This window comes from Pseudomonas sp. AN-1 (assembly GCF_034057115.1).
Classification (GTDB): domain Bacteria; phylum Pseudomonadota; class Gammaproteobacteria; order Pseudomonadales; family Pseudomonadaceae; genus Geopseudomonas.
In genome coordinates this window covers 4,345,252-4,360,596 of the sequence record NZ_CP139195.1, presented here as the reverse complement: position 1 = coordinate 4,360,596, position 15,345 = coordinate 4,345,252, and the positions used below count along the sequence as shown (strand labels likewise).

12 protein-coding genes are annotated in these 15,345 nt (G+C 69.1%); 7 read left to right on the top strand and 5 right to left on the bottom strand.

What is annotated here, in order from left to right:
- Positions 1-28 precede the first annotated feature (28 nt).
- Both eat and SK095_RS20495 read right to left on the bottom strand, forming a co-directional pair.
- The gene (gene eat / locus SK095_RS20500; RefSeq protein ID WP_320547332.1) at positions 29-1,477 is read right to left on the bottom strand and encodes an ethanolamine permease; all 1,449 of its coding nucleotides are present in this window, start codon (positions 1,475-1,477) and stop codon (positions 29-31) included.
- A gap of 74 nt (positions 1,478-1,551) precedes the next feature.
- Entirely contained in the window at positions 1,552-3,072 is a 1,521-nt protein-coding gene (locus SK095_RS20495) for an aldehyde dehydrogenase family protein (protein ID WP_320547331.1), read from the bottom strand.
- 356 nt (positions 3,073-3,428) lie between these two features.
- Here SK095_RS20495 and SK095_RS20490 point away from each other — a divergent pair, with 356 nt between their 5' ends.
- Positions 3,429-4,496, top strand: a complete 1,068-nt coding sequence (locus SK095_RS20490) for an AraC family transcriptional regulator (RefSeq protein WP_136489355.1) — start codon at positions 3,429-3,431, stop codon at positions 4,494-4,496.
- A 24-nt stretch (positions 4,497-4,520) separates the two neighbouring features.
- Here the strand turns inward: SK095_RS20490 and adhP are convergent, their stop codons facing one another.
- The 3 genes from adhP to SK095_RS21790 form a co-directional block, all read right to left on the bottom strand.
- A complete protein-coding gene (gene adhP / locus SK095_RS20485; protein ID WP_320547330.1) occupies positions 4,521-5,549 on the bottom strand; it encodes an alcohol dehydrogenase AdhP in 1,029 nt (342 codons plus the stop codon).
- Positions 5,550-5,709: 160 nt separating this feature from the next.
- Positions 5,710-6,039 (bottom strand): hypothetical protein, encoded by a 330-nt coding sequence (locus tag SK095_RS20480; protein WP_136489353.1) that lies wholly within the window; start codon positions 6,037-6,039, stop codon positions 5,710-5,712.
- A gap of 528 nt (positions 6,040-6,567) precedes the next feature.
- Entirely contained in the window at positions 6,568-7,182 is a 615-nt protein-coding gene (locus tag SK095_RS21790) for a PAS domain-containing protein (RefSeq protein ID WP_136489352.1), read from the bottom strand.
- A 356-nt stretch (positions 7,183-7,538) separates the two neighbouring features.
- On the opposite strand from SK095_RS21790, the gene SK095_RS20465 reads away from it, so the two are divergent.
- The 6 genes from SK095_RS20465 (at position 7,539) to zapE (ending at position 15,246) form a co-directional block, all read left to right on the top strand.
- Positions 7,539-8,909: a flavin-containing monooxygenase gene (locus tag SK095_RS20465; RefSeq protein WP_136489351.1), complete on the top strand. Its 1,371-nt coding sequence runs from the start codon at positions 7,539-7,541 to the stop codon at positions 8,907-8,909.
- A gap of 157 nt (positions 8,910-9,066) precedes the next feature.
- Entirely contained in the window at positions 9,067-11,406 is a 2,340-nt protein-coding gene (locus SK095_RS20460; protein ID WP_136489350.1) for a DUF1989 domain-containing protein, read from the top strand.
- 48 nt (positions 11,407-11,454) lie between these two features.
- Entirely contained in the window at positions 11,455-12,774 is a 1,320-nt protein-coding gene (locus tag SK095_RS20455) for an ammonium transporter (RefSeq protein WP_136489349.1), read from the top strand.
- 292 nt (positions 12,775-13,066) lie between these two features.
- Positions 13,067-13,540 carry a hypothetical protein gene (locus tag SK095_RS20450; protein ID WP_136489348.1) on the top strand — a complete coding sequence of 158 codons (474 nt, stop codon included), beginning with the start codon at positions 13,067-13,069 and terminating at the stop codon, positions 13,538-13,540.
- Between the two features lie 113 nt (positions 13,541-13,653).
- The gene (locus SK095_RS20445) at positions 13,654-14,109 is read left to right on the top strand and encodes a nucleoside deaminase (protein ID WP_320547329.1); all 456 of its coding nucleotides are present in this window, start codon (positions 13,654-13,656) and stop codon (positions 14,107-14,109) included.
- Positions 14,110-15,246 carry a cell division protein ZapE gene (gene zapE / locus SK095_RS20440; protein WP_136489346.1) on the top strand — a complete coding sequence of 379 codons (1,137 nt, stop codon included), beginning with the start codon at positions 14,110-14,112 and terminating at the stop codon, positions 15,244-15,246.
- Positions 15,247-15,345: the final 99 nt, after the last annotated feature.

The window sequence follows — 15,345 nt, the reverse complement described above, 5'->3', positions numbered from 1 at the left end:
CGCCGGGCGGCGGTCGCCGTATCAAGCGTTAGCGCAGGGCCTTCTCAGCGGCCTGGATCGCCGCGAATTCTTCCTCCGGCGTGCCGGACACCAGGTGGTGGCGGCTGTACAGGGCGAAGTAGGCGATGAACAGGGCATAGATCGCTGCGGCGCCGATCACCACCCGCGGGTCGACCAGGAAGCCGGCGACCAGCGCCACCGCCGCCAGCAGCAGGGCCACCGCCGAGGTGACGATGCCGCCGGGCGTGCGGTACGGGCGCGGCATCTCCGGACGACGCAGGCGCAGGGTGATGTGCGCGGCCATCATCAGCACGTAGGACAGGGTCGCGCCGAACACCGCCACCAGGATCAGCAGGTCGCCCTGGCCGGTCAGCGACAGGCCGAAGCCGATGATCCCCGGCACCACCAGCGCGGCCACCGGCGCCTTGTTGCGGTTGGTCACCGAGAGGCTGCGCGGCAGGTAGCCGGCGCGCGACAGGGCGAAGATCTGCCGCGAATAGGCGTAGATGATCGAGAAGAAGCTGGCGATCAGCCCGGCCAGGCCGACCAGGTTGACGAACTGGCTCATCCAGGTCGAACCCTGGTAGGCCGCCTCCAGCGCCTCCACCAGCGGGTTGCCGGAGCCCATCAGCGCCTTGGCACCAGCGGCGCCCGGGCCGACCAGCAGGATCAGCCCGGCGAAGGTCAGCAGCACCAGCATGGCGCCGATCAGCCCGCGCGGCAGGTCGCGCTTGGGATTCTTGGTTTCCTCGGCGGCCAGCGGCACGCCCTCGACGGCGAGGAAGAACCACATGGCGTAGGGAATCGCCGCCCAGATGCCGACGTAGCCGAACGGCAGGAAGGCGCTGGCGCCGGCGGCCTCGCTGACCGGGATGTCGAACAGGTTGGCCGCCTCGAAGTGCGGCACCATCGCCACGATGAACACGCCGAGGGCGATGGCCGCCACCGCGGTGATGGCGAACATCAGCTTGAGCGCCTCGCCGGCACCGAGCACATGGATGCCGATGAACACCACGTAGAAGGCCAGGTAGACCATCCAGCCGCCGACGCCGAACAGCGACTCGCAGTAGGCGCCGATGAAGCAGGCGATGGCCGCCGGGGCGATGGCGTACTCGATGAGGATCGCCGTGCCGGTGAGGAAGCCGCCCCAGGGGCCGAAGGCGGTGCGGGTGAAGCCGTAGCCGCCGCCGGCGGTGGGGATCATCGACGACAGCTCGGCCAGCGAGAAGCACTTGCACAGGTACATGGTGGCCATCAGCAGGGTGGCGACGAACATGCCGCCCCAGCCGCCCTGGGCCAGACCGAAGTTCCAGCCGGCGTAGTCGCCGGAGATCACGTAGGCGACGCCGAGGCCGACCAGCAGCACCCAGCCGGCCGCGCCCTGCTTGAGCTGGCGGTGGGCGAAGTAGTCGGCATCGACGCTTTCGGTTTCCACGCCCTGGGCGTGGGAAACGATGTGGGATTGTTGAGTGGACATGCGCAAGGCCCCTTTCCCCGCCACCCCTGCCGAGACAGGGGTGGCGTCATGTGGATGGAATCATTTATGGCAGATCAGAAGAAGCCCAGCGGCTTGATGTCGTAGCTGACCAGCAGGTTCTTGGTCTGCTGGTAGTGGTCGAGCATCATCTTGTGGGTCTCGCGGCCCACGCCGGACTTCTTGTAGCCACCGAAGGCGGCGTGCGCCGGGTACAGGTGGTAGCAGTTGGTCCACACGCGGCCGGCCTTGATGCCGCGGCCCATGCGGTAGGCGCGGTTGATGTCGCGGGTCCACACGCCGGCGCCCAGACCGAACTCGGTGTCGTTGGCGATCGCCAGCGCCTCGGCCTCGTCCTTGAAGGTGGTCACGCCGACCACCGGGCCGAAGATCTCCTCCTGGAACACGCGCATGTCGTTGCTGCCCTTGATCAGGGTCGGCTGCACGTAGTAGCCGCTGGCCAGGCTGCCTTCCAGCTTCTCGGCGGCGCCGCCGGTGAGAATCTCGGCGCCTTCCGCGCGGGCGATGTCCATGTAGGAGAGGATCTTCTCGAACTGCTGGCTGGACGCCTGGGCGCCGACCATGGTCTCGGTGTCCAGCGGGTTGCCGCGCTTGATCTGCTTGACCTTCTTCATGACCTCGGCCATGAACTCGTCGTAGATCGACTCCTGGATCAGCGCGCGCGACGGGCAGGTGCACACCTCGCCCTGGTTGAAGAAGGCCAGCACCAGGCCCTCGGCGGCCTTCTCGATGAACGCAGGCTCCGCCTGCATGATGTCTTCGAAGAAGATGTTCGGCGACTTGCCGCCCAGCTCGACGGTGCTGGGGATGATGTTCTCGGCGGCGCACTTGAGGATATGCGACCCCACCGGAGTCGATCCGGTGAAGGCGATCTTGGCGATGCGCTTGCTGGTGGCCAGCGCCTCGCCGGCTTCGCGGCCGAAGCCCTGCACCACGTTGAGCACGCCCTTGGGCAGCAGGTCGCCGATGATCTCCAGCAGCACGGTGATCGACAGCGGAGTCTGCTCGGCCGGCTTCAGCACGATGCAGTTGCCGGCGGCCAGCGCCGGGGCCAGCTTCCAGGCCGCCATCAGCAGCGGGAAGTTCCACGGGATGATCTGGCCGACCACGCCCAGCGGCTCGTGGAAGTGGTAGGCGGCGGTGGTGTCGTTGATCTCGGCGGCGGCGCCTTCCTGGGCGCGGATGCAGCCGGCGTAGTAGCGGAAGTGATCGACGGAGAGCGGCACGTCGGCGTTGAGGGTCTCGCGCACGGCCTTGCCGTTGTCCCAGGTCTCGGCGACGGCGAGCACTTCCAGGTTCTGCTCGATGCGGTCGGCGATCTTCAAGAGGATGTTGGCGCGGTCCTGCACCGAGGTACGACCCCAGGCATCGGCGGCGGCGTGGGCGGCGTCCAGCGCCAGCTCGATGTCGGCGGCATCGGAGCGCGGGAATTCGGCGATCGCTTCGCCGGTGACCGGCGTGGTGTTGGTGAAGTAGCGGCCGTTGACCGGCGCGACGAACTCGCCGCCGATGTAGTTGCCATAGCGCGGCTTGAGGGAAAGGATGGCGCCTGCGCTGCCCGGTTGTGCGTAGATCATGCTGACTCTCCGAAACGACGATTCTTGTAGTTGTGGCACTGCGCACTGACGGCGGGGCGCGGCGGCCTGGAGACGATCATGCGCCGCCCGTCCCCGCCTGACTTGACCGTCGCGGAGAGGTGCTGTCGTGCGAAGTCAACTTTTGCGTCGCCGCCGGCCGCGTGTCACCCGCGGTCAAATCGCCCGTGGCGTTGCGCTGCGGGTGTTTCCAAACCACCCGCCTTGCGCACCGTCCCGGTGCGGAACGCTTCCGGCGCCGGCCTGTGAACCGCGCCAGCGCTGGGGTGGCGCGGCATGCGAGAGCCCGGCGCGGAACTTGCTTGGGATTGCCGGTTGTTCCTGCGGAGAGTTCCACCATGAGCCCGTTGCTCGCCCCTCCTGCCGGCCTGGCCGGCCTGCCGGAGTTGTCCGCCCAGCGCCACAGCGGCGTGCTGGCCGCGGCCGCCAGCGGCCTGTGCAGCTTCATCGACCGGCACGGCGGCGATCCCGACCGTATCCTCGGCGTCTCGGGCATCGACCCCGAGCAATTGCAGCACCCGACCCTGAGCCTGGCGCTGCCCAACTACTGCCAGGTGCTGGAAGAAGCGGCGCGGCAGTCCGGCTGCGACAATTTCGGCCTGTACTACGGCCAGCAGTTCAGGCCGCAGGAACTCGGCCTGCTCGGCTACATCGGCCTGTGCTCGGCGACCCTCGAGCAGGCGCTGATCAACTTCGCCCGCGCCTTCCCGCTGCACCAGCGCAACAGCCTGATCCGCCTGGTCGACGAGGGCGAGTGCTACCGCTTCGACTACCAGGTGCGCCACGGCGCCATCCTGGTCCGCCGCCAGGATGCCGAGCTGACCCTGGGCATGGCTCTCAACCTGATCCGCCACGTGCTGGGCAGCCAGTGGGCGCCGCGCGCCGTGCACTTCGAGCACCCGCGCCCGGAGCACTGGCACGAGCACTGCAAGGTGTTCGACGCCCCGGTGTACTTCGAGCAGCCGTGCAATTCGCTGCTGATCCCCAAGCGCGACCTCGGCCGCGCCATGCCCGAGCACAACCCGACCCTGCTGCTGGTGATGCAGGACTCGCTGCGCCAGCTCAGCCTGGCCGGCCGCGAGGCACCGAACATCGTCGACGACACCCGCGCCCGGGTGCGCCAGCAGCTGCTGGCCGGCGAGCCGAGCCTGGAGGATGTCGCCGAGCAGATGGGCCTGGCCAGTTGGTCGCTGCAGCGCCGCCTGCGCGAGCAGGGCCTCACCTTCAGCCAACTGGTCGACAAGGTGCGCTGCGAGCTGGCCACCCACTACCTGCGCCAGCAGCAGCTGCCGATCTCCGAGCTGGCGCCGCTGCTCGGCTACTCGGAAACCAGCGCCTTCTCGCGCGCCTTCCGCCGCTGGTTCGGCGTCAGCCCGCGGCAGTGGCGCCAGGGCGGCGCGCACTGAGCGACGCCCGCCCCGGCGGCTGGCTCAGGCGCCGAAGTCGAGGACGATGCGCCCCTCGATCTGCCCCCTGTGCATGCGGGCGAAGATGTCGTTGATGTTTTCCAGCGGCTCGCTGGCGACCGTGGCGTGCACCTTGCCCTGGCCGGCGAAGTCCAGCGCCTCCTGCAGGTCCAGACGGGTACCGACGATGGAGCCGCGCACCGTGGTGCCGTTGAGCACCATGTCGAAGATCGACAGGCTGAACTCGCCGGGCGGCAGGCCGTTGAGGGCGACGGTGCCGCCGCGGCGGGCCATGCCCAGGGCCTGCTCGAAGGCCTTCGCCGAGACGGCGGTGACCAGCACGCCGTGCATGCCGCCGACCTCCTGCTGCAGGTAGGCCGCCGGGTCCTGCTGGCGGGCGTTGACGGTGAGGCTGGCGCCGAGCCGCCGGGCGAACTCGAGCTTGGCGTCGTCGACGTCCACCGCGGCGACGTTCAGGCCCATGGCGCAGGCATACTGCACGGCCATGTGACCGAGGCCGCCGATGCCGGAGATCGCCACCCACTGGCCCGGACGGGTATCGGTCATCTTCAGGCCCTTGTAGACGGTCACTCCGGCGCAGAGGATCGGCGCGATCTCGACGAAGCCGACGTTGTCCGGCAGACGGCCGACGTACTCGGCCTCGGCCAGCGCGTATTCGGCGAAGCCGCCGTTCACCGAGTAGCCGGTGTTGTGTTGCGCGAGGCAGAGGGTTTCCCAGCCGCCCAGGCAGTGCTCGCAATGGCCGCAGGCGGAGTGCAGCCAGGGAATGCCGACCCGGTCGCCTTCCCTGATGTGGGTGACCCCGGCGCCCACGGCGACCACGTGGCCGACGCCCTCGTGGCCGGGAATGAACGGTGGCTGGGGCTTGACCGGCCAGTCGCCATGGGCGGCGTGCAGGTCGGTGTGGCAGACGCCGCAGGCGGCGATCTTCACCAGCAGTTGGCCGGGACCGGGGGTGGGTACCGGTACTTCGCGGATCTCCAGCGGCTTGCCGAATGCGGCGACAACCGCCGCTTTCATCGTCTTGGCCATGATGATGGCCCTCGTCGAGCGGATGGATGACCCATTCAGTAAAGACCGCCCGGTGTGGCTCGCCAGACCAGGGGACGGAAGGCGGATGAGCGCGCAAAAAAAAAAGCCTGACCCGCGAGGGTCAGGCAAAACTGAGGGTTGTTGCTCGTTTCAGCCGCGATCAGCAGTAGCGATCGATGTAGGCGATCTCGGGCTGGCTGCGAACCGCCGGCCATTCCTGTTGCAGGGTCTGGTACACGCGGCCGATGAATTCCTTGTCGGCGGCGGCCTTCTTGCCCACGTAGCCCTTGCCGCGGTGGTAGGTGCGCAGGCGGGCGCGCATGCCGGGGGTGCGCTTCTCGAATTCGTCCTCGCCGAGTTCCGGTGCCAAGGTGTCCAGGTGCACCTCGCCGCACTCGCTGATCCACAGGATGTGGCTGCCGTGGGTGTCCTTGCGGGTGGCGAACAGCTTGGCCAGGTCTTCGGGAGTGTGCTGGTTGTTCAGATTCATGGTGTGAGCCCCTTAATTGTCGGTCGAAAACGTCGATTCTGAATTTGGGTGGACCCGGATACCGTCGGCGGTAGGCCGACGAGTGCACGCTGGGTCGCCTCTCAACCTGAGCCTGATGTAGCGCTGATCCAAGCGAGCTACAGAAGGCGGCAGAGCGTTGAAGCCTGCGGCGGGATCGCAGGGTCGGGGAGCAGGAGGTGGACGTTCGAAGATGCGGGAAGGCTCAACCGAGCAGCATACGGCCTTGGCCAGCATCATGAAGACGTTTCACCAGCGCTTCTCGTCCGCAGACGAACTTGCCAGTCAACTTCATCAGTCTGCCTTGTGGGCAGTACAAGCACGGGAGTCCGGCTGGTGGGCCGGAGAGACGCTGGAACCCCTTGCCAGGGCCCCCGCGTCTGGGAGTGGCTTCATCCTGCAATGCGGGATGGGCCCTCGTCAACAGTTTTGTAGCGTTTTTTTTGCCGCACTACAAAAGCACTACGGAAAGCCAGTACCAAGGTAGCGAGTCGGCCTGGATGAATGCCGCTAACGCGCCATCACCACCCCCTCCAGCTCCAGCACCTCGCCGCTGCCTGCGTAGATGCCGCAGCCGCGCTCCTGCACCGGACGCTCGCTGCCGTCGGCGCACAGCAGGCGGTAGTCGACGCTGAAGGGGCGGCCTTCCTGCAGGCCGCGCTGCACCGCCAGCCACACCCGCTGGCGGTCGGCGGGATGGATCAGGCTGTTCCAGCTCAGCCGCCGGCTGCCGACCAACTGCGCGGGGCTGTAGCCGGTCAGCGCCAGGCAACCGCCGCTGACGTAGGCCATGCTCCAGTGCGGGTCGTTGCGGCAGCGGTAGAGCATCAGCGGCAGGTCGTCGAGCAGGTTGCCCAGATCCTGCGGGCCGACCGCCAGGTGACGCACCTCCGGCAGCGACGCCTCCCGCTGCTCGCCGGAACGATGGGCCCAGGCCGCCAGCTCCAGGCGCGAATGCAGGCCGAGCTTGCTCAGCAGGTGGCGGACGTGAACCTTCACCGTGCCGTCGCTGATGCCCAGCTGGCGGGCGATCAGCTTGTTGCTCAGGCCCTCGGCGATCAGCGCCAGGGTCTGCCGTTCCCGTTCGGTCAACTCGGGCGCGCCCGGCCCCGGGGCGCCCATCATCCCCGCTCTCCCAGCCGGCGGGTGGGCATGTTCGCGTGCGACGCCATGGGTAGTCCCTCGCAGAAAGGATCGCCGGAACCACGCAGCAAGTTCCGTGCCCCAGGCGCGTCGCCGCGCGAAACCTGCAGGAAACCATCTTTCCCTCCAGGCATATCACCCCCCCCTGCACCAACGCGAAGCAGAGCGTCCGTTGCCCGCCTGTTCGCGGTGCTTCAGCGCCGATCAGCCACCGATCTACCTCCAACGGCGTATCTCCACCGGCAGAGTTTCGCCGCGGCGCGGTCACGGTAGCGTAATTCGCAACGGGAAATTTTGTTTCCCAAGAATCCGCCACTCACCGTTCCCAGGAGCTGACCATGACCACTCGCATCGCCATCATCGGCGCCGGCCCCTCGGGCCTTGCCCAGCTGCGCGCCTTCCAGTCCGCCAGGGCCAAGGGCGCCGAGATCCCCGAACTGGTCTGCTTCGAGAAGCAGCAGGACTGGGGCGGCATGTGGAACTACACCTGGCGCACCGGCCTCGACGAGAACGGCGAGCCGGTGCACGGCAGCATGTACCGCTACCTGTGGTCGAACGGGCCCAAGGAGTGCCTGGAGTTCGCCGACTACACCTTCGACGAGCACTTCGGCCGGCCGATCGGCTCCTACCCGCCGCGCGAAGTGCTGTGGGACTACATCAAGGGCCGCGTGGAGAAGGCCGGCGTGCGCGACTACATCCGCTTCAACAGCGCGGTGCGCCAGGTCAGCTTCGATCCGGCCAGCGGCCTGTTCACCGTCAGCGTGCACGACTACACGAAGCACGAAACCTACGCGGAAACCTTCGACTACGTGGTCTGCGCCAGCGGCCACTTCTCCACCCCCAACGTGCCCTACTTCCCGGGCTTCGAGAGCTTTGCCGGCCGGGTGCTGCACGCCCACGACTTCCGCGACGCGCTGGAGTTCAAGGGCAAGGACGTGCTGATCGTCGGCGCCAGCTACTCGGCCGAGGACATCGGCTCGCAATGCTACAAGTACGGCGCTCGCTCGATCACCAGCTGCTACCGCAGCGCGCCCATGGGCTACCGGTGGCCGGCCAACTGGGAGGAGAAGCCGCTGCTGGAGCGCGTCGAGGGTCACAGCGCCTGGTTCGCCGACGGCAGCCACAAGCACATCGACGCGGTGATCCTGTGCACCGGCTACAAGCACCACTTCCCCTTCCTGCCCGAGGAACTGTGCCTGAAGACCGACAACCGCCTGTGGCCGCTGAACCTGTACAAGGGCGTGTTCTGGGAGCCCAACCCGAAGCTGATCTACCTGGGCATGCAGGACCAGTGGTACAGCTTCAACATGTTCGACGCCCAGGCCTGGTACGTGCGCGACGTGCTGCTCGGCCGCATCGCCCTGCCCGGGCGCGAGGAAATGCACGCGGAGAACCTCGCCTGGCGCGCCGAGGAGGAAACCCTGCAGGACGCCAGGGAAATGTTCGAGTTCCAGGGCAAGTACATCCAGCAGCTGATCGACGCCACCGACTATCCGCGCTTCGACATCGCCGCGGTGAACCAGACCTTCCTGCAATGGAAGAAGGACAAGTACGCGGACATCATGGGCTACCGCGACAAGTGCCATCGCTCGCTGATGACCGGCACCCTGGCCACCCCCCACCACACCCCCTGGCTCGACGCGCTGGACGACTCGATGGCCGCCTACCTGTCCGACCAGCCGGAGCAGTCGCTCAAGGCGGTCGGCTGACACCCGTAGGGTGCGCCATGCGCACCACGCGCGTGCCCGATGGTGCGCACGGCGCACCCACCGGACCTCGACGGCGCCACCACACGGTGCGCGCGGCGCACCCCACGAGACCTGTCCTCCCGGAGACTTCCGCCGCGCCCTCGCGCAGGAGCCTTGCATGCACACGCCCGTGATTTCCCGACCGCGCGAACCCGCGCTGTTCGCCCGCGCCCCGGCGCTGGAACGCCACCGCGTCGCCCCCGGCGGGCTGACCGTGGTCGCCCTCGAGCCCGGCGACCGTCTCGAGGTGATCGACCTCGAAGGCCGGCAGAGCGCCGAGCTGCTGGCCTTCGCCGGCGGCCGTGCCGCCCTGAGCGCCCTCGGCCTGAGCGCCAGCCCCGGCGCGCGCTTCATCGCCGAGCTGCTCGGCGAGGCCAGCGCCGCATCGCTGCAAACCCGTCTCGGCCTGGCCCGGCGCGACATCGACTGCCGCCAGTTGCCCGACGCCGCCCGCCTGTGGGACAGCGACACCGCGGCCGGCTTCTCCCGCAGCCTCACCGCCAGCGCCGAACTGCTGGTGATCGTCGCCGCCCCCGGCGGTCGGGTCGCGGTGGACTGCCAGCAGCGCGCCAGCGAACTGCGGCTGGTCATCCAGCGCGTCAACCCGCGCAGCGTGCTGGCGCCGCCGCTGCCGGCACCGCTCGGCGAAGTGATCGACGAGTTCACCATCAGCCCCGGCACGGCCCGCGACTACGTGGTCGAAGCCGGCCAGTACCTCCAGGTGCTCGACGTGGCCGGGCGGCAGTGCTCGGACTTCGTCGCCTTCGACCGCCGCGGCCTCGACGCCGGCCGCGAGATCGACCTCGACCCAACGGTCACCCGCACCCTCAACGGCAACGCCTACCCCGGGCCGGGGCTGTTCTCCAGGTTCTTCGACCGCAACCTGCAGCCGATGCTCGAGGTGGTGCGCGACACCGTCGGCCGCCACGACACCTTCGCCCTCGCCTGCACCGCGCGCTACTACGAAAGCCAGGGCTACTTCGGCCACGCCAACTGCAGCGACAACCTCAGCCGCGCGCTGGCTGCCCATGGCGTCGGCGCCCGGGCCGGCTGGCCGGCGATCAACTTCTTCTTCAACACCGGCATCGACGCCCACCAGCAGCTGACCGTCGACGAGCCCTGGTCGCGCCCCGGCGACTACGTGCTGCTGCGCGCGCTGACCGACCTGGTGTGCGCCAGCAGTTCCTGCCCGGACGACATCGACCCGGCCAACGGCTGGCAGCCGACCGACATCCACATCCGCGTGTATTCCGCCAAGGAGCGCTTCAGCATGGCCATGGCCACCCGCAAGACCGCCGACGCCGACCCGGTGCTGACCCGCGAGAGCGGCTTCCATCCCGGCACCAGCGCGCTGACCGGCAACTTCGTCGACTACCGCGGCTGGTGGACGCCGACCCACTACGCGGGCTTCGGCGCCATCGAGGAGTACCACGGCTGCCGCGAACGGGTGGCGGTGATGGACCTCTCCGCGCTGCGCAAGTTCGAGGTGCTCGGCCCGGACGCCGAGGCGCTGCTCAACCACTGCCTGACCCGCGACGTGCGCAAGCTGGCGGTGGGCCAGGTGGTCTACTCGGCGCTGTGCTACGAGCACGGCGGCATGCTCGACGACGGCACCCTGCTGCGTCTGGGCCCGGACGCCTTCCGCTGGATCGGCGGCGAGGACTTCGCCGGCGACTGGCTGCGCCAGCAGGCCGAACGGCTCGGCATGAAGGTGTGGGTGAAGTCGGCCTCCGAGCAGGTCCACAACGTCGCCGTGCAGGGACCGCGCTCGCGCGAACTGCTCAGCCAACTGATCTGGACGCCACCCAGCCAGCCGCAACTGGAGGAACTCGGCTGGTTCCGCTTCCTGGTCGGTCGCCTGGGCGACTACAACGGCTGCCCGCTGATGGTCTCGCGCACCGGCTACACCGGCGAGCTGGGCTACGAGATCTGGTGCCACCCCAGCGACGCCATGCAGGTCTGGCAGCGCCTGTGGCAGCTCGGCGAGCCCATGGGGCTGGTGCCGCTCGGCCTGCACGCGCTGGACATGCTGCGCATCGAGGCCGGGCTGATCTTCGCCGGCTACGAGTTCTGCGACCAGACCGACCCGTTCGAGGCCGGCATCGGCTTCTGCGTGCCGCTGAACAGCAAGCAGGACGACTTCATCGGCAGGGAAGCCCTGCTGCGCCGCAGCGCCCACCCGCAGCGCAGGCTGGTCGGCCTGCAGCTGGAGGGCAACGAACAAGCCCAGCACGGCGACTGCGTGCACGACGGCCGCGCGCAGATCGGCGTGGTCACCAGCGCCACCCGCTCGCCGATCACCGGCAGGAACGTCGCCCTGTGCCGGCTGGACATCGGCTACTGCACGCCCGGCACGGCGGTGGAGATCGGCAAGCTCGACGGCCAGCAGAAGCGCATCGCCGCCACGGTGTGCGCGCCGATCTTCTACGACCCGGACAAGAGCCGCGTGCGCGCCTGAGCGCCGCTCCCCCGCTCATCGCTTACCACTCAACCAGAGGAACAGACCATGAAGCGATTCGGACTTCTGCGTCGCAGCCTGATCGGCACGCTCCTGCTATCGGGCTCCATCGGAGCATGGGCGGATGACGCCGCCCCGACATTGAACAGCGGCGACACGGCCTTCGTGGTGGTGTGCGCGCTGGTGGTGCTGCTGATGACCCTACCCGGCCTGGGCCTGTTCTACGGCGGCATGGCGCGCAGCAAGAACGTGCTGTCGGTGCTGATGCAGGTGTTCTCCGGCGCCGCGCTGATGGCGCTGCTGTTCGCCGTCTACGGCTACAGCCTGACCTTCACCGACGGCGGCGAGCTGCAGGCGTTCATCGGCGGCACCGACAAGCTGTTCCTGCAGGGCGTCGGCCCGGACTCGATGCAGGGCAGCATCCCCGAGCTGCTGTACTTCCTGTTCATGCTGCTGTTCGCCGCCATCACCCCGCCGATCATCGTCGGCTCCTTCGCCGAGCGCATGAAGTTCTCCGCCGTGATGGTGTTCATGGCGCTGTGGCTGACCCTCAACTACATCCCCATGGCGCACATGGCCTGGGGCGGCGGCTGGGTGTTCGCCCTCGGCGTGCAGGACTTCGCCGGCGGCAACGTGGTGCACCTCAACGTCGGCATCGCCTCGCTGGTCGGCGCCTGGCTGATCGGCCGGCGCCGCGGCTTCGGCACCGCGACCCTGTCGCCGCACAACATGACCATGACCGTCACCGGCGGCTGCCTGCTGTGGGTCGGCTGGCTGGGCTTCTGCGGCGGCTGCGTGCTGGCGGCCAACGGCTTCGCCATGCTGGTGATGGTCAACACCATGCTGGCCAGCTGCGCCGGCGCGCTGGCCTGGCTGCTGGCCGAATGGAGCTACCGCGGCAAGCCGAGCATGTTCGGCGCGGTGTCCGGCGCCATCGCCGGGCTGGTCGCGGTCACCCCGGCGTGCGGCTTCGTCGGCCCGATGGGCGCCATCGGCCTGGGCCTGATCGCCGCACCGATCTGCGTCTGGGCCGTCGACAGGCTCAAGCCGCTGATCGGCCTGGACGACGCCTTCGACGTGTTCGGCGTGCACGGCGTCGCCGGCATCGTCGGCGGCCTGCTCACCCCGGTGTTCGCCATGAGCGTCCTCGGCGGCCAGGGCTTCGCCGCAGGACGCGGACTGCTCGACCAGCTGGCGGTCAACGGCGGTGCCATGCTGTTCAGCATCCTCTACTCGGCGCTGAGCAGCTGGCTGGCGTTCAAGCTCGCCGCGCTGCTGTGCCGGGGCCTGCGCGTCGACGAGGAGCACGAGGTCTACGGCCTGGATCTCTCCAGCCACGGCGAGGTCGGCTACAAGTACGCCAACTGAGTTCCCCGCCCCGCGGCCCGTCCGGCCGCGGGGCGGGGCGTGCCGGCCAGCGGCGACGGCTCCCGGATGGCGGCATGGCCGGGCCACGCCCTGCGGCACCGTGTCACGCACGGGAATGTGACGCAACGCACAAAGCGCGCGCGCCGCCGCCATCGCCGCGTAAGACCTTGATCGACTTCGACGCTGCCGCCGCCTTGGGCATACTCCCGCCGCTCGACGCGCGAGCGGTGCGCCCCGCCGCTCACGGCCCCATGGGGGGTTTCTTGGCCAATAACGAAAGAAAACTAGAAAAATGAAAATTCGCTGCTTTGCACCCGCTGTCGCTCTCCTCGTCGTCGCCCACCAGGCCGTCGCCCAGGGCGATCCCGCCCAACAGCCGTTCAAGTACCTCGACCTGCCGGTGAAGGAAGCCGCCAGCCGCGCCGGCGTGCAGCCCAACCAGGCCAACAACGTGGTGTTCGACACCGCCAGGCACCATGTCTTCCTCGAGGCCGACGGCACCAGCATCGGCTACGCCGACGTCGAGTTCCGCGGTACTCCCCCGTGCAGCCCGAAGCAGCCGCTCGACTCGGTGGCGGCGCTCAAGGAACTGGGCGTCGACGCCAGCGCGCTCGAACTGGCCATCGACAAGCCCGACAACCACACCTACTACGACCACCAGCAGGGCATCAAGGTGAGCGTCACCTGCAACTACGAAGGTGCCCCGCTGACCGCCGGCTTCAGCCGCAAGCAGTACGGCGTGCTGATGGGCAGCACCAACCGCTGATGTCCCGCCCCCGGGCTGCCGCGGCCCGGGGCGCAGATTTCCGGCAACACATCGGCCAACGCGCCGGACAGGGTTATGATGGCTTCCCGACCGTTCCATCGCGAGGAAGCCCCATGGATCCGTTCATGCAAGCCGCCATCGAGGAAGCCCGAGCGGGCCTCGCCGAGGGCGGCATCCCCATCGGCTCGGTGATCGTCCACCGGGGCCGCATCATCGGCCGCGGCCACAACCGCCGGGTGCAGCAGGGCAGCGCCATCCGCCACGGCGAGATGGACGCCTTCGAGAACGCCGGCCGCCAGCCGGCCAGCGTCTACCGCGACGCGGTGCTCTACACCACCCTGTCGCCCTGCCCGATGTGCAGCGGCGCCATCCTGCTCTACGGCATCCCGAAGGTGATCGTCGGCGAGAACCGTACCTTCATGGGCGAGGAGGAGCTGCTGCGCACGCGCGGCGTGCAGGTCGAGGTGCTGCAGGATGAAACCTGCATCGCCCTGATGCGCGAGTTCATCGCTGCGCGTCCCGAGCTGTGGAACGAGGACATCGGCGTCGACGACGCGGGGCAGGCCTGAATGCCGCACGGCGCCACCGAGCACCGCCCCCTGGCGCCGCTGGCCGCCTGGCAGGCCGCCGTCGCCGCCGGCTTCCAGGCCGACGAGGCCCAGCGCCAGGCCGCGCAGCTGCTGGACGACTGCCATGCGGCGCTGCACCGCAGCGGCCCGCCGCCACGCGGGGTGTACCTGTGGGGGCCGGTCGGCCGCGGCAAGACCTGGCTGATGGACCAGTTCCACGCCAGCCTGCAGGTGCCGGCGCGGCGCCAGCACTTCCACCATTTCATGCGCTGGGTGCACCGCCGCCTGTTCCAGCTCACCGGCACCGCCGACCCGCTGCCGGCGCTGGCCCGCGAACTGGCCGCCGAGGTGCGCGTGCTGTGCTTCGACGAGCTGTTCGTCAGCGACATCGGCGACGCCATGCTGCTCGGCCCGCTGCTGCAGGCGCTGTTCGTCGAGCAGGTCACCGTGGTCGCCACCTCCAACCAGCCGCCGGCGCAGCTGTACGCCGATGGCTTCAACCGCCAGCGCTTCCTGCCGGCGATCGCCGCCCTCGAGCGGCACATGCAGGTGGTGGCGGTGGACGGCGGCACCGATCACCGCCTGCATCCCGGCGCGCTGCAGCAGCGCTACTGGATCGCCGAGACCGGCCAGCCCAGCGCGCTGGAGGCGGTGTTCGCGCAGCTGAGCGCCGGCCTGCCGGTGTCCACCGAGCCGGTCGAGATCGGCCCGCGCCGGATCGGCGCGCTGCGCCACAGCCCGGCGGCGCTCTGGTGCCGCTACGCCGACCTCTGCCAGCAGCCGCTGGCGGCCTTCGACTTCATCGCCCTGTGCGACCGCTTCCCGGCGATCCTGCTCGGCGAAGTGCCCAACCTCAGCGCCCGCCGGCGCGCCGCGCGCATCGCCCGCGGCACCGAGGACGGCGTGGAACGGGTGGTCGCCGGCGACCGCCAGTTGCCCGAGCTGTCGGTGCTCGACGACAGCGTGCGGCGCTTCATCGCCCTGGTCGACGAGTGCTACGACCGCCGCGTGCCGCTGTACCTGGAAGCGCAGGTGGCGCTGGAGCAGCTGTACACCGAGGGCGGCCTGGCCTTCCCGTTCCGCCGCACGCTGAGCCGCCTGCGCGAGATGCAGCTGGCGCGCTTCGCCAGGCCCTGAACGCCTCGCGCGAGCGCCGGGCAGGCGCAACCTGCGCCAGTCCGGGCGCGCCATCGCAGCCGGGAAGTCGGTCTGCTGCGGCGACCGCGCGCGTCAGGC